This is a genomic window from Fictibacillus tiangongensis (assembly GCF_048083785.1).
GTDB lineage: Bacteria > Bacillota > Bacilli > Bacillales > Fictibacillaceae > Fictibacillus.
This window is the reverse complement of the sequence record NZ_CP182294.1, coordinates 1,530,236-1,544,518: the sequence shown is the minus strand read 5'-3', so window position 1 is coordinate 1,544,518 and position 14,283 is coordinate 1,530,236. Positions and strand designations below refer to the sequence as shown.

Sequence of the window (14,283 nt, the reverse complement as noted above, 5' to 3'; positions counted from 1 at the left end):
TTTATTGATATTAATTATTAGAGAACTTGAATTTCTTTCTTAATACTTTCACGAATACGCTTATTAACTTCTTTTGTCTTTTCATAAGACTCTTTCCAAACTTGATAGATAACTTCTGGCACTTCAAACTGTTGCCCTCTAGGAATTGCATAAATAACACCTTGCCACCCAACTGGAACAACATCATCAGGATTGTTAGGATCTTCTGGAATTTCAATAGAAACTTTTTTCATTGCGTCTAGTTTCTGTTTAATCGTTTTTTCATGTTCTCTAGCTTTTACTTCAAGATTTTTTTCTTGATTACTTAACTTTTCTTCTAACTTCTTTCGCTCATTTTCTGCCTTTTCGACTTGTTTCTTTGCTTCCATTTCATACTGTTCTTTAACCTCAGCTTCAATCTGAGCTCTTAACTCTTCAACATTAATTTCTTTTGGTTTATTAGCCATTTATATAGTTCCTCCTGGGATTGTTTTCAAAGTAAAAAAAGAGGGGAAGATACCCCTCCTTAAATAGTTAATTAAACTGTTGCTCCTGATTCATAACGAACGATACAAAGTTCATTCAAACGAAGTGTTGTGAATGCTGATTTCCATGCTACTGTATTGAATTGATTTAATGGATCTGCAACTCCACCAGAACCAGTTTTGTGTACAATGATTTCTGGCTTAGAAGAACCTTCTACATCAGGTACACCGTATGCACCTTTACCGATGAAAATAGTTCCATATACGTCAGCACCAGCAGAACCAGCACCAACAAATTTAACTGCATTGTCAGCTTCTAAGAAATAAATACCATACATTTTTCCAAGTACGCCTTCTTCACGATTCTTAGTATCAACATAAGTGTTCTGATCTTTCCATTCTTGAGTTTGCATAAGGTCAGTAGCTACATCAGTATGGATAAAAGCAAGATATCCTTTACCTCCACCCGGTACAGCGATTTGCTTAACTTTATTACGCTTTAAAGTACGACGAACACGAAGAATATCAAGTGCATTAATTTTGTCAGTAGCTAGGATAGCGTTACGAGCTTTAGCACCAACTGTAACAACATTAGTTCCAGCTGCTACAATATCACGAACTAGAGTATCCATAGACTCTCCAGCATTTTCACCCATTAACTGGGCTGCTTCTGTTAACAATGGATCAAGACCAGTCATATCAATAAATTCAGAGATTTTTGTCCAGTTTCCATATTGTTGAACAGTAGCAACTAGTTTTGTAATGTTTAAGTCTACTCCATCAGGTGTTACACCTTCAGTAATTGCAGTTGTTGAAACTGCCAAAGGATTTAGTCTACGGAAAGATGTGGAAGCACCTTTATTCTTAGGAATATTCCTCTTCTCCCCATATTTCATGAAAAACAATTCAGGAAGAAGTCTTTCTAACATTGCATCCTGATAAAATTCTGCCTGTTCAGCAGTTAATGCGTTTACTCCCGATGTTGCGTTATAACCTTGTACATTTGTAGCCATTTAAATACATCTCCTTAAAATAAGTTAGTTTTTTCTCCTCTTAACACTTGTTCTCTGAGTTTAGCTTTCTCACTAGTAGATAACTGACTATAAGAAGTTTTATGATCGCTACCCTCTAAACCAAGTGCTCCAGGAGTTGATAAAGAATTTTGTTGCAACTTTTGAATTGCAGCTTGTTCGCTTTGTTGTCGCACATTATCAAACATGTACGATCTATAGGCATGTAAGAGAGGTAAGCCCTCTTGTTCGCGAATTGCCCATACTTCTTGAGGAATTTCGTTTGGTTGAATATCTGGATGCTTCGCTAAGAAACCTTCTATTTCAGATCCGAACTTTGCTTCCTCTTCTTGTTTAGCACGCTGTTCTCTTGCAAACTGAATGTCAGGGTGTTTTTCGATAAGTTGATTGAATTGGTCTGGATCAATGCCAGCAGCTTCGTACTCTTCTCGCTCCCTTTGACGTTCAGCTTCCTCTACCGCTTGCAATAACTCATCGTGGGTTTGATAACCTGAGAATTGTGCAATACGATTAAGACGTTGTTCAAACGTTTCCGACTTTGACCGATACTCATCAAGTTCTTGCTTTCTACGCTGTTCTGCATAATGAGCATTGGTTTCAGCATCTTGCACAGGTATCGGATCAGCGACTTCCGAAATGTTTTCGCTATGTTCCTGTACTTGTGGTTCAGCGACCTCCACATTGTTTGCGCTTGGTTCTATTTGTTCAAACTGATTCATTTACACTACCTCCTCGGATTTTTACGCTTTTCCATGCGAAATCGACAGTTTAATGTCATATCGAGGACAAATTAAAAACACCTACATTGGAGGCATTTGTCCTCCCTGTGGTGCTTGTAACTCAGCTAATATTTGTTGTTGAACTTCTGGCGGTGCACTCATAAACGATTGTTGTTCTTCAGGTGAAAGTTGTTGAATTAATTGCTCCACGTTTCCTTGATCATTTATTTGTTGTTCTTGCATTTCTTGAATTTCCTTGAGCAATCTATCCTTAAATGGAACAACATTCTTAGGTGCATATTTTAAATATTGTTCTAGGTTTAGATCACCTTTATCAAACAACTTATCTAAGCTACTCATCATTAAAGTTTCGGAATATGCAGATGAAGCACCTACATCAACTTTTAGATTCATTTCTGTATCCTGATAATCTGAACCGTTGAATTCAGTTGAGTACGTTTCCTGATCATCATCCTTAATGGTAATCATTCGAGTCGTGTTGTAATAAACCTTAAAGAACTCTTCCCAAATACGACCTATGTTTTCCATAGACTTGTAGAACCTGCGTTTAACGGATTCAATTGGAATCCCTGCTGCCTTTTGTAACATCATTATTGCTGCTGCTGGCATATTCGCTGAAACTTGTTCACCCATTGAAGATTCATTTGCACCTGACACTTCTTTAGTAAACGATGTTAAACTGTCCACTAATTGCTGAGCATGTCCTGAGATATTACCAGGATTCAAATACTGCATACCCCATCCTGACCCAGGAGGAGAGTTATCGAATATAATCTCTCCAGGATCATTGGTAGGATTCTGAGTGATAAATTCTTTTTTAACAAGTAACTTAGGGAATCCTGTAAGCTGGACACTAAGAATTTGCATTGCAATAAGAAAGTTTATACTCTTTTGATTGGCTATTAACCCTTCAGTGTCTCCTACTCCAAATATAGATCGTTTCCTACGTTTCCATTGCATTACTTCAAGTGGATACAACTTTAATCGAGTATTAGTTTTAGGTTTAACAACTACGTTACCCGCTACCTTTGTAAAGAAGATTTGTTGATAGGATATCTTATAAGGATTACCTTTATCATTCATCTTTTCTTCTGTAACTGTTTCTCTCCAATACTTCGTAATAACGGTTACTTTATCGCTACCTGATAGCTCTTGTTTCGCTTTGTCATAGACTTGATCTTCTGTATCACTATCTGGTTGAATACGATTAATTAACTCATTTGATAATCCATTAGCTTTTGCTAAGGATCTAACAGAAGAAACATCTTCTCTACCTGTAATAATGATGTACTTTTGTTTCTGTACGAATCTTTGCTGTGGATTAGAAGGGAAGAAGTTTACTGCGTCTATTTGTTCTCCTTCAAGTGTTCCTGACCATTTAAGTTTATTCCCACCTGTTTTACTTGAGTCCCAATAGTAATGCCAAATTGCAGTTCCTATGTTAGAAGCACTATCTAAAGCCTCTTCATTTAAATCATCCTGTCCAATACGTTCCCAAGTAGCATCAGCAAATCGAGTAAAAGTATCAGCTGCCTTCATTACTGGTGATTCTTCTTCAACTTCACTTGCAGAGAATACCATCTTAATGTTCTCATTCATTACTGAACTGACTCTGTGTGACTGAATCTGATCAATGAGGTTCAGTACAGGTCTAGGTAATGCCATCGTTCTACTTGTTGGTGGAGCCCATTGATCTCCCGCTCTAAACCTTTCAAACTCTGCCCATTTTGATGGGTATCCTTGCTGTACTTTATAAGCTAATCCATCTTTATATTCTTGTTGAATTATACTTGCTTCTTCCATTAAACTATCTTTCACTTAATCACCTACTTTCCTCTGCACCATTAACCCATTCATTAAATATGCTTTTAGTTTCTTCCATTTGTTTTGCTAGTTCCCGCTCCTGCTTAGCTTCTTTGATTTGAGCTATAGGATTTGGAATACTAATAGTCTTCATTGTCGGAACTCTTTCTTGTTTTACTTCAGATTGCCAACGTAGACCTAATTGAACACCTTTGTATGCAACAAATCCCCCAGCAATAAAGGCTAGAGGAATGCAAAGAGATAATATAATTACTACCAAGACATGTAATCTCCTTCGTAAGTTTCTTCGTTTCTGAATGGAAAAGGTAAAGGCTTCTTCTCTACAACTTCTTCAAGTGGAATATGATCTTGTTGTTTCCTGATATGATGAGCTATCGCTAAACCCATAATGAGATCGTCGTGTTTTCCTTGTTGTGCCTCGGCTTTACCTTGTTCATTCCTAACAAATGTAAGCATTTCATTTAAAGTAGGTATATCATGGATCAATTCAACATGTTCACGTACAATTTGCACCAGATTTGCAATGATTTCTGGTCTGGTTTTTGTATTAGTGTTAAAACCGTACTTCTTTTGAAGATTACCTGTGTATGTATCTGGTATTTCTCTAACGTATTGCTTTCGATATCCAAGCCTTAACAGTTCATTGATTGGATAAGTACTAAAGTTAGACTCTAAGCCAATTAAAGCAGTGTTATAATACTTGCCCAAACAGTAAATTTGACGGGTATACAAGTCTTCATCTAATTGATTATGAAATACAGCTACTTGTTTACCAGTTGTATTGTCGAGTACATGACCTGTAAAGTGATCCGATCCACTTCCAGATGTATCTCCGCCTAAAACGTATGGGATATGAGACTGAACATCTTCATAAATCTTAATGTATCCATTCTCATCATCAATCCATTTAATCGACTTGTCTTGTATCTTCTCATTCTTATAGTCAAAAATAAAAAAGCCTCGTTTAATAGGCTTTATCGATTGTAACTCTGATAATCTTTCAGTTACCTTTTGAGCATTGAAGATTGTTTTACCTGTTACTCCCCATTGACCCAAGCAATAGATTGCGTAATAGTAAGGATCATCTTCTTTCATACTCTCTAATACTTGTTTATAATCATCATCAATAAATTCATTATCTAAGTATGTAGTATGTCTAATCGTTGTGTTTTCCCTATGTTTATCAAAGAATACAGCCTTTAGCCAGTGGAGAATGCTGATCGGGTTAAATGTAATAATAATTTGTTTGTAATTAGTTGTATATCCACGTAAACGTAAGTCTAATTGTTGGAAATCTTGTTGTTCTAGCTCTGAAGCTTCCTCAAGCCACATACCAGTGATTCCGTGGATTGATTTTAGTTTTTCAGGATCATCAAGCCCTGCATGTATGATTTGATTACCATTTGTATTGCATGTGATAGTCATATCTGTCTTATTAACATCAAACAAATGAGACAATCCCCAATCACTAATAACACCACGTATTAATGAGAATGTTGATTCTCTGAGAGTCTTTGCAACCTTACGTACTATAAGTATCTTATGATCAGATTCCTCTAACATTCTAAGCACTAGCTTTTGTGCTGCTGCCACTGATTTTCCCGATCCCGCTCCGCCATATAGGATAAGATAACGAGATTCATTGTCTAGGAGATCACGATAGCAACTATTTACTACTGATACATCGAATTCAATGTTAATTTGCTTATTGTTTGCCATATGTTCACCTACCTTTATACAAAGAAAAAGACACTGGTTATTTACCAATGTCTCGAATAGCTCGATATATTGTTGCTTTACTAATTTTAGTTATTTCTTCAATTTCCTTAACAGTCATACCATTTGAATCCCTGTTATTGAATAGGTCTATTGCATATTGCAACCCTTTATTCTTATCTGTGTATTTCTTAGGTCTACCTTTGTATACACCACGCTCTTTTGCTAAAGCGATTCCTTCAATTTGTCGTTCCTTGATCATATCTGCTTCAAATTCAGCTATACCAGACAATACAGTGATCATAAGCTTTCCAATGGCAGTAGATGTATCAATTTTATCTCCACCCATATTTAGAACGATCAATCCTACACCTTTTTTATCAAGGTATTCTATAGTATTCAAGGCATCCTTAGTGCTTCTGGCGAAACGATCTAACTTAGTGACTACTATATAATCTCCACTTTGAACAGTTTCCAATAGAGTATTAAATTCTGGTCTTTCATCCTTTTTTCTACCGCTTAACTTCTCTTTAAAGATAGTACTACAACCAGTTTCTTTCAAAGTGTTGATTTGAACGGTAAGATCCTGACCTTTTGAAGATACACGAGCATAACCATATTTCACCACTAGTTCCACCCTTCATTTTTGATACGTGTATATGAGACGTTATTAAGTCAATGATATCAACGTATCAAAAGTGTGTCAATAGGGTGTAGTCAAATGAGACGATAAAATTTGAATTTTAAACTAATTTACTCTTCATTTACTTTCTCTTCAGATCGTGTACGTTTAATTTGAATTGTTGGAGCTTCAGTTTTAACGATTTCTTGCTTATCAACCCAGCGAGAATAGTTATTTTTAAGGTTAAAAATTGCCCCTACTACTCCATTTTTTCCTTTAAATAGGTGTTTTTCTGCATAAGCTTCACAACGAGTTTTAGCCTTTTTAATCGAGTAAGAATATGCTTCATCATAATTTAACTTATAATCTAATAAAGTTTCCCTCGTTGTATCTAATGCTAATGCTAGCCCTGTCATGGTATAGGGTTCTTCCTTTTCATCACATTCAGCAAAATAAGCATCAATCTTTTCTTCTAACTCTTCAACAGATTGAAATTTCTTCGGTCTTCCAACTTTTCGTTTTTCCTCACTCATCTTTATCACCTCACTTTCTGTCATTTAACTTTTAATAAACTCAAAATTCCATCAAGAATTTCTTTATCCCTTAATCTTCGTTCCTCACGAATCTTACTTATTTCATTATGGATATTAATCATTTCCTCTACATTCTTTTGTGCTTCAATTATTTCTTGGCAACTCACTTAATCAACTCCCGATATTTGCCTAAAATAATATGGTATATTTTTCATTTAATGGTAAAATTAAAACAAGTCCTCCGCCATTAATGACATGGAGGTGTATGCAAATGATGAAGTCTGTTAGGGTTAGACCTTATAAACGTTTTCGTTTAGGTAGACTTGAGTTCGTTTCAGGACATATTCGTTCTCTTCCAACGAAGTAATGTTCACACTAAATGTCAGGATTAGGCTCTCCATAAAAAGTGTTTTCCTTTGGTGGAGGATGACCTCAAAATAAAAAGCCGTCCAATTAAGGACGACTCTTAAATTCTACGCTTCTACTTCCATTTGATCAAAAGCTTTAAGTATACCCATCATAGTATTATAATGTTCTTCTCCATTGCCAACAGCTTTCTCACTTGCTTTGATAAATTTTCCAATCAAAGTAGAGCTGTATTCATCTTCATTATTCTCAAGGAATATGATACATTTAGCAATCCACATTTCATACTCTTCTCCTGAGATGTAGTAACCACCCATAGAGCTGTTTTTCATGTTTCTAGATTTAACTTCTTCGCCCTCTTTGATTAAATCCTTTAAAGTTATATTCATTTTCGACACCCCCTCTCTCTGCCATATATTTACTAAATACGACAGAATTAGAGGGTATTCCTTCTAAATGAAATCATAAATGTTATTAACTGAATAAATTAATTAAGCCACTAACTTTACGTCTCACTCGAACTTCAGGATAAAAAACATTTCCACTCTTAAGTGAAAGAAATTCAATAACTTCAACAACCTCTTTAATAATCCATTCTTCACTTTGAGTTATTACAGATATAGACTTTGGTTTAAAATGAGCAAAATCATTTCTATAATCAACCATTTTCTTAATAGCTCTTTTTTGATTTGGAGTTAAAACTAGATATTTACTTTCGTTGTTTTGCATCATAAAGGCTTTAGATTCACAATATTTAATAACTTCCCAAATACCCAGTAACTGACCTATGTTATACCGTGCGGTCGCTTCTAGGACTTCGTCTTCTAAAGTTATATCAAACTCGTTTTGGTATAGTTGGGCTATTTCCTGTTTTTTAAGTTCAAACTTAGTCTGTTTTAATTTGATTTCTATTACTCTTTCACTACTTGTACCCTTAATTGCACATACTCCAAAACCATAAAGAGCACCATGAAGTGAAATCATCAACCATTTAAACCAATAATCATCTGAACGATTGCTAAAGTAGTATGTAACTTTTTCAAGATAATCAATTGCATTCTCTAATTCATTTGTACGTAGTATCAAATCGCTATTCATAAGTTTCACCTCAATAAAACTTTAATTGAAAGGCAATGAATTAGCAATTCTATATCCCGAAATTTTCTCTAAGCTTCTTATACTCATATTCTCGCCCCATTTTATTAGCAATGTTTCTTATTCTTTCAGGCTCACCAAATAAATATCTTTCATTTATTTCATGATACTTAGCCAGTAACTGAGGATCTATAAACATTAATCCATTTTCACCTGCAATTGTTTGTTCATCTAGCATAACCCTTCTAAGGTATTCTCCTAACTCAACAGTATAACTGCCTTGTTTAATTAATTTGAACGCTTTTTTAATTTTCTTGTTTCGTTTTTCAAGCTCCTCGTCGATTGCTAAACCTAACTCTCTACATAAAAGAATTTGTAATAAGCTTTCAATTGTTATTTCAAAATTCTTTGCAGCGATCTCTAGTCGTATAAAATCAATTTCAATACTCTCTCTGAATGAATTGTAAAAGACAATCCTTTGACGTTTTCTAGTTACTCCGTAAACCAAAAACTTGAACTTGTATTTCTTAATAAATTTCTCTGCAAAATGAATACCCATATTACACTTTCTCCTCATTGTTATATCTAAGATGAAGAGACAGCATAACACAATATTAATTCACAGTCAGTCTTACACAAATTATGTATTTGTTAAATCGTTAAACAAACTCTTAAGCTCTTTGAAGTTACTTGCATACTCTTTAAGGAACTGATCTTTCTTATACTCCCTAATTGCCTGTGCTACTTCTTTACATTCCTCAAACACTAAGTACGCTTTCTTCTTTCCATCCTCTTCTAATACTCCAGTTTCGATCCATTTGAAACCTCTGGTCATCAAGTAGGATGCTAGGTTGATTGATAATAATTTCTTCTTCTCCATTATTAACTACCTCATTCTTATCTCGCTTCTTAAGAATCTTCTCTAATCGCTTATATACCTTCTCTTCAACAAAAGACATTTCATCTTCAGTTAATAACTCTTTTTCAGCGATATCATTAATGTTAGGAAACTCACCAAAGAATACTGGAGCTACTAAATCATAAGCATAAGCTGCCATTTCAGGACTCGAATATTCGCCTAGAAATTCTTTATTTCCATCTATTCTTAAAGTAACTCCGAATGAGCCATTTGATCTTAGTGCAACATTCTTATATCCTGTTTTATTATCTTTTCTTATATTTTGATTATGTTGATTTTCTTTTACCGTTGAAGACCTTAAATTACTCTTCAGATTATTTAACGGGTTGCGATCCCTGTGGTCTACATTTTCAGCAGTAGGATCATTATTTATTAATACATGCAAGTAGACATTTTGCTTTAACTCTTTATCCCATGACAAAACGTGTGTAGATTTCTGCATTGTCCAGTTATACTTACTTCCGCAAACGTTGTATTTGTAGAAACTGTCTAAGTCTACAATAGTGTACTTTCCTTTTCCTACTTTTCCATTTAAAGAGATCGCTACAACATCGCCTTCAATTTTAAAACTGTTTACTCTTTTGATACTCATTTCATTTCCCCCAATTTGTATGATTTTTTTATAAGATTTGACTTCTTATAAAAATGTGTTATTCTATAATTACGGTATCGTATGCACTTTAAATTAAAAATAAAAAAGGGGAGATTGGTTATTACGATTCCTAAACTCTTACCTCTCCTTTAAATACGTTTCATCACTACTCTAAAAAACAAGAAAAACCCCTTATGTATCAAGGGGTTCCTTACTTATGTATATTTTTGTAACTTCCTAATCGTCAAAAACGTCAGTGTTTTATGCGATTTTTTTACTTTTCAACTTCGCTTTTCTAACTTTTTCTTTCTTCATTGCACACTTCTCACAGTACTTCTTGTTGTTACTCTTAGGTGTTCTTGCTTCACATTCCTCACAGTGCATTGTCTTTCCTACATTCTTTTCAAGGTTTGAAACTAATTGATCACCAAAGCAATTCCAAAGTGTACTCTTAAACTTACTATCTTTCTCTAAGAATAAATATCTTACCAGTACATTGACCACATGCTTTTCATCATTACATACTTCAAGAATTCTTTCTCTAATAACATCGTAAACATGTAATCTATGATTACTCTCCATGTCATTCTTTTTAAGACCTCTCATAGTCCATGTTTTACGTCTATCCTCTTTTATGTAAGCTTGAATAATTTCTTCATCAATATCCTTCTTCTTGAAGTTCTTAACACTCATTAGCATCTTATAATCAAACTTACCTTTAATAGCTGAATTGAATCTAATTGGCGGTGTTTTGATAATGTCATACAGTCTATTTACTGTAGATCCATTTCTAGGTGCTACTTTCTTTTCATCTTTATCTTTCGCAAATTCAAAGAACGCCGGCAGCTTACTCTTTGTGTAAGAGTTGATTTCTTTCTTAATTTCATTTGGAACATCTGGAAAGAACAAAGTCTTAGCATAATCAATGGTAAAGTTAGCTAAACACTGTAGTCTCTTGTTTGTATCAATTGCTTTTTGGTCTATATGCCCACTGTTCCAAACCTTCGTCATCTGATTGCTTGAAATACCAATGTTCATTTTGTATGCTGCTTTAAGTGACTTGTAAATGTTTTCTGGATTAATTTGTTCCTCTTTAGCTTTAGCCATTTCATAATATAAAGGATTTACCGCTTCCATATGTCTTTCAGCTACAGAAATTAATGTAGGGTTTTGACTTATTAAGCTTTGATCACCGTCCACATCAAACATAAGAATCTTAGAAATAGGGTCATGTATGCTTGTATAGATACCTGAAGTAGTAAACCATTTAGAAATGTTGTCTGTCTTTACATTCTCACGTACACCATGCTCTAAGTATAAATGTGGCGACCTTTCCATTACTAACTTACCAACTTCAAACTGATTGCAATATACTTGTTGACCTGTTAGCAATCCAGTAACCTCTTGACCTGTTAAATGTTGAGTGAATGCGAACAAATCAGGAATGATAAAAGCATATCTTGCATCTACATTTAACTTTGCTGATCTAGCTTCTTTTATCATGCTTTCTTTCTTACTTGAAATGGATTGTTTAACATGAGCATCCTTAAACATCTCAGGGTAAAGTTCTAATGCCTTTTGTAATGGATTCTTATTAATGTTTTCATTTGTTACCCCCATTACCTTCTTCATTGTCTCTAAATCAGAACCGACATTCTTAATTGCTTCGTTCGTTTTCTTAGCAAGTGATTCTAATTCTTCATCAGTAACATCATATAGACTTTGCAACATTTGATAAGATAATGTTCCTTCTGCTGGATTCTCTTCATTTAGTTTCGCTGCCTGACAATTGTTAGCGATAAACTTCTCTTTGTAATCGTTCCAATCAGTATAGTACTTCCACATTTTGAACTGCGATTTTGTGAATATGATATTTATTTTCTCTTCAATAATGTCATGTACATCACCGTAAATATCAGTCATAAGAATCTTACCATCTTCATTCTTAAATTCATCTGCATTGAACGAGAAAGGAACTAACAACCCTTTAATCCACGGTAATCTTACTTGAAAAGCCTTTTTATTAACTGAAGGGAGAATCATACCAACACCATCTGTATGTTCTATAGGAATACCCATGTCTCTATCAGGGGTAATCTCAAATGTTTCAGTATTGATGTAATCTACTTTTGTATGTACTTTAGTTTCAAAGTCAGGAACAACAATGGCACGATTAATATTAAATCCTCTTTTCCATTGTTCAGAAGCTGAGTTAGTTAGTGCTGTATAGGCTTGAATCTTATTGATATTCGCTCCACCTTTTGCATTAATATCTTCAATAGTTAACCCACACATTAAGGACTTTTCATACTTTTTAATTACATCTGCTTTTGCAAAAACACATTTCTTATTTCTTATTTGTCCTGCTGAAGATGTGTAATATACAAAACGTTCACCGTTTTCATTTACGAATCCTGTTTTGATAAGATTCTCTAACACTTCATGATAAAATGCTTCAACAACAATAACATCTTCCGTTAATTCATCCTTCTTTAATCCAAGTGTTCTAGTAAGTACGGAATCAAAGATATTGATTACGTTTGATTCCTTTAAAGCATCACTGGAAATTACTCTGACCTTATCCAACACATGTTCATTAATCTTATTAGAAAGTTTCTGCTTTGCATTACCTAATTGCTTTTTAGCTTCTTCAAGCAAAGATGTATAACCAATAAGTAGATTATCATTAGTAATAAGTTGTGCAAGGATCTCATACTTTTCTTCATCTGTTTTTGGTACTTTTCTCTCTAAGCGTTCGATTTGCTTATTACAATCTTCAATTAATTTTGTTAGTTGATTTACTAACAATGAACGTGAAAGTTTAAATTGACCTATTCCATATTCACTATCAATTCCATCTTTAATAAAAAATGAATCAGTACCTACAGAATATATTTTAACTTGTTTATCTAATGCCATTATTAATTCCTCCATTTTTATATGTGAGACGTTCAATCTCAGTGAAAAGCGTTAGCTTTGAACTGAAGGACTGAGCACTCTTTTAGCGAAGTCCATATCTTTTAAAGATTTAGTTCAAAACCTCTTCCCCCAGGACTAACAAAATTGTCCACTACGTTCCCAATTATTGTGAGTCCTCCCCCAATCATGGGGGACTTGGATATTCTTAATAAAGAAACATTCTCAAAGATACAATAATGTTTTATATGTTTTAAATTATTAGCTGTTTGAAAGCGTTACTTTTTTATGCAAGTATATCTTCAAGACCTTCTAAACTAAAATTCTTCACATTATAAGCAAAGTTTTTATCTGCATCTAAATCAATGAGCTTCAAAGCTAATTCATTAATATTTTTTATGTATGTATCACTTCTTCTAGCTTCAAGGGTTTTGTTTTTTGCTTTACCCCATTCACCTTTTTCAAGTTCTAGTTGTTGTCTCTTAGTAGCATTATTCATGATTTGTTCCTTAACAGTTTTGTTTAATTTATATTTGTTTTTGTTACGATCTACTTCTTCAAGTACTAAATCTTGAAGTTTATTACGTTCTTGTTCTATGTATTTCTTATTGATTGTTATGTCATAAGCTTTGTAGTAGTATTCGATATTACTTAATTCATTTAACATGTCTTGTACTTTACGTCTGAATTTCTTTCTGTCCTTAAGTGGAATATCTTTCATCTCTGAGTAATTCCATTCGTCAAGAATCGCCCTTTGACATTCCATTATAATTTCAAGGTCTAATTCATCTGCTGTTCTTGTAGTACTGGAATCTTTATCTTTGACCTTATGGACAATGGTATAGATTATAGTTGCTTTGTTTTGAAGTGAATTAAGAGCTGATTCAATTCTTCTCTTAAAGTTTCCATTGTTTGTATTGTAGAAATCATAAAGCACATGTATAGGAATAAGTGTACAATCACTTAATTTACGCAAGTAATCGCCAAGTTCATTGTAATTCTTGTTTGTCATGCCTATCATTAGCTGTAATCGACTTCTACTTATTGATATGTGACCATTACATTGAGCAAGTAGATCAGTAATCATTAATTGAATAATGTTGCTGTAAACAGTGTTATTATTGCGACTACCAGCACTTTTACCACGATTGTCTACTTTTTCACGTTTGGACTTAAAGACCTTATGAATTATAATTTGATGACCAACATTTGAATAATTACAGAAACAAGATAATTCACTGAGTTGAGCCTTTTTACTGTTTGCCTTCTTTTCTTCCATTTCCAATTCCTCACAAAGAGCCTTGTAATTCTTAAATGTTTGACCTGCTTTTAACTTTTCAACTTTCATGCTTCCATCAATCTTCCTTTATATTATTTTTGGAGGACGACACTTTTTCATCCCCCGATTTTCCAATCTTATATGTATGTAATTTGAATATTCACAACTTTTATTATCTATGTAATT

16 protein-coding genes are annotated in these 14,283 nt (G+C 33.9%); all 16 read right to left on the bottom strand.

Annotated elements, in window-relative coordinates; translation table 11 throughout:
- Positions 1-17: 17 nt before the first annotated feature.
- Positions 18-446: a hypothetical protein gene (locus ACNJYY_RS08440; protein ID WP_416731368.1), complete on the bottom strand. Its 429-nt coding sequence runs from the start codon at positions 444-446 to the stop codon at positions 18-20.
- 71 nt (positions 447-517) lie between these two features.
- Positions 518-1,477, bottom strand: a complete 960-nt coding sequence (locus tag ACNJYY_RS08435; RefSeq protein WP_416731367.1) for a N4-gp56 family major capsid protein — start codon at positions 1,475-1,477, stop codon at positions 518-520.
- 14 nt (positions 1,478-1,491) lie between these two features.
- Positions 1,492-2,214 (bottom strand): hypothetical protein, encoded by a 723-nt coding sequence (locus ACNJYY_RS08430; RefSeq protein ID WP_416731366.1) that lies wholly within the window; start codon positions 2,212-2,214, stop codon positions 1,492-1,494.
- 81 nt (positions 2,215-2,295) lie between these two features.
- Complete coding sequence (locus tag ACNJYY_RS08425) at positions 2,296-4,053, bottom strand: hypothetical protein (RefSeq protein WP_416731365.1); 1,758 nt, start codon at positions 4,051-4,053, stop codon at positions 2,296-2,298.
- A 4-nt stretch (positions 4,054-4,057) separates the two neighbouring features.
- Positions 4,058-4,318, bottom strand: a complete 261-nt coding sequence (locus ACNJYY_RS08420; protein ID WP_416731364.1) for a hypothetical protein — start codon at positions 4,316-4,318, stop codon at positions 4,058-4,060.
- Positions 4,312-5,778 (bottom strand): PBSX family phage terminase large subunit, encoded by a 1,467-nt coding sequence (locus tag ACNJYY_RS08415; protein WP_416731363.1) that lies wholly within the window; start codon positions 5,776-5,778, stop codon positions 4,312-4,314. The genes ACNJYY_RS08420 and ACNJYY_RS08415 overlap by 7 nt, the downstream gene beginning before the upstream one ends.
- Before the next feature lie 37 nt (positions 5,779-5,815).
- A complete protein-coding gene (locus tag ACNJYY_RS08410) occupies positions 5,816-6,400 on the bottom strand; it encodes a recombinase family protein (protein WP_416731362.1) in 585 nt (194 codons plus the stop codon).
- Between the two features lie 128 nt (positions 6,401-6,528).
- Complete coding sequence (locus ACNJYY_RS08405) at positions 6,529-6,930, bottom strand: terminase small subunit (protein ID WP_416731361.1); 402 nt, start codon at positions 6,928-6,930, stop codon at positions 6,529-6,531.
- A gap of 20 nt (positions 6,931-6,950) precedes the next feature.
- A complete protein-coding gene (locus ACNJYY_RS08400) occupies positions 6,951-7,097 on the bottom strand; it encodes a hypothetical protein (RefSeq protein ID WP_416731360.1) in 147 nt (48 codons plus the stop codon).
- A gap of 306 nt (positions 7,098-7,403) precedes the next feature.
- Complete coding sequence (locus ACNJYY_RS08395; protein WP_416731359.1) at positions 7,404-7,685, bottom strand: hypothetical protein; 282 nt, start codon at positions 7,683-7,685, stop codon at positions 7,404-7,406.
- An 85-nt stretch (positions 7,686-7,770) separates the two neighbouring features.
- Positions 7,771-8,394 carry a hypothetical protein gene (locus tag ACNJYY_RS08390; RefSeq protein ID WP_416731358.1) on the bottom strand — a complete coding sequence of 208 codons (624 nt, stop codon included), beginning with the start codon at positions 8,392-8,394 and terminating at the stop codon, positions 7,771-7,773.
- A gap of 49 nt (positions 8,395-8,443) precedes the next feature.
- Positions 8,444-8,950: a hypothetical protein gene (locus ACNJYY_RS08385; protein WP_416731357.1), complete on the bottom strand. Its 507-nt coding sequence runs from the start codon at positions 8,948-8,950 to the stop codon at positions 8,444-8,446.
- A gap of 81 nt (positions 8,951-9,031) precedes the next feature.
- Positions 9,032-9,226, bottom strand: coding sequence for a DUF5659 domain-containing protein (locus ACNJYY_RS08380; RefSeq protein WP_416731356.1), 195 nt, complete (start codon positions 9,224-9,226; stop codon positions 9,032-9,034).
- Positions 9,150-9,902, bottom strand: coding sequence for a hypothetical protein (locus tag ACNJYY_RS08375; protein ID WP_416731355.1), 753 nt, complete (start codon positions 9,900-9,902; stop codon positions 9,150-9,152). Before ACNJYY_RS08375 ends, ACNJYY_RS08380 begins: the two co-directional genes overlap by 77 nt.
- Positions 9,903-10,163: 261 nt before the next feature.
- Entirely contained in the window at positions 10,164-12,821 is a 2,658-nt protein-coding gene (locus tag ACNJYY_RS08370) for a hypothetical protein (protein ID WP_416731354.1), read from the bottom strand.
- Between the two features lie 283 nt (positions 12,822-13,104).
- Positions 13,105-14,166 carry a hypothetical protein gene (locus tag ACNJYY_RS08365; RefSeq protein ID WP_416731353.1) on the bottom strand — a complete coding sequence of 354 codons (1,062 nt, stop codon included), beginning with the start codon at positions 14,164-14,166 and terminating at the stop codon, positions 13,105-13,107.
- Positions 14,167-14,283 lie beyond the last annotated feature (117 nt).

What these genes read in the sequence shown, in the direction of transcription:
- ACNJYY_RS08435 (WP_416731367.1), bottom strand. Translation starts at nt 1,477, where the DNA reads ATGGCTACAAATGTACAAGGTTATAACGCAACATCGGGAGTAAACGCA.
- ACNJYY_RS08405 (WP_416731361.1), bottom strand. Translation starts at nt 6,930, where the DNA reads ATGAGTGAGGAAAAACGAAAAGTTGGAAGACCGAAGAAATTTCAATCT.
- ACNJYY_RS08365 (WP_416731353.1), bottom strand. Translation starts at nt 14,166, where the DNA reads ATGAAAGTTGAAAAGTTAAAAGCAGGTCAAACATTTAAGAATTACAAG.
- ACNJYY_RS08370 (WP_416731354.1), bottom strand. Translation starts at nt 12,821, where the DNA reads ATGGCATTAGATAAACAAGTTAAAATATATTCTGTAGGTACTGATTCA.
- ACNJYY_RS08380 (WP_416731356.1), bottom strand. Translation starts at nt 9,226, where the DNA reads ATGACCAGAGGTTTCAAATGGATCGAAACTGGAGTATTAGAAGAGGAT.
- ACNJYY_RS08440 (WP_416731368.1), bottom strand. Translation starts at nt 446, where the DNA reads ATGGCTAATAAACCAAAAGAAATTAATGTTGAAGAGTTAAGAGCTCAG.
- ACNJYY_RS08375 (WP_416731355.1), bottom strand. Translation starts at nt 9,902, where the DNA reads ATGAGTATCAAAAGAGTAAACAGTTTTAAAATTGAAGGCGATGTTGTA.
- ACNJYY_RS08385 (WP_416731357.1), bottom strand. Translation starts at nt 8,950, where the DNA reads ATGGGTATTCATTTTGCAGAGAAATTTATTAAGAAATACAAGTTCAAG.
- ACNJYY_RS08430 (WP_416731366.1), bottom strand. Translation starts at nt 2,214, where the DNA reads ATGAATCAGTTTGAACAAATAGAACCAAGCGCAAACAATGTGGAGGTC.
- ACNJYY_RS08390 (WP_416731358.1), bottom strand. Translation starts at nt 8,394, where the DNA reads ATGAATAGCGATTTGATACTACGTACAAATGAATTAGAGAATGCAATT.
- ACNJYY_RS08415 (WP_416731363.1), bottom strand. Translation starts at nt 5,778, where the DNA reads ATGGCAAACAATAAGCAAATTAACATTGAATTCGATGTATCAGTAGTA.
- ACNJYY_RS08395 (WP_416731359.1), bottom strand. Translation starts at nt 7,685, where the DNA reads ATGAATATAACTTTAAAGGATTTAATCAAAGAGGGCGAAGAAGTTAAA.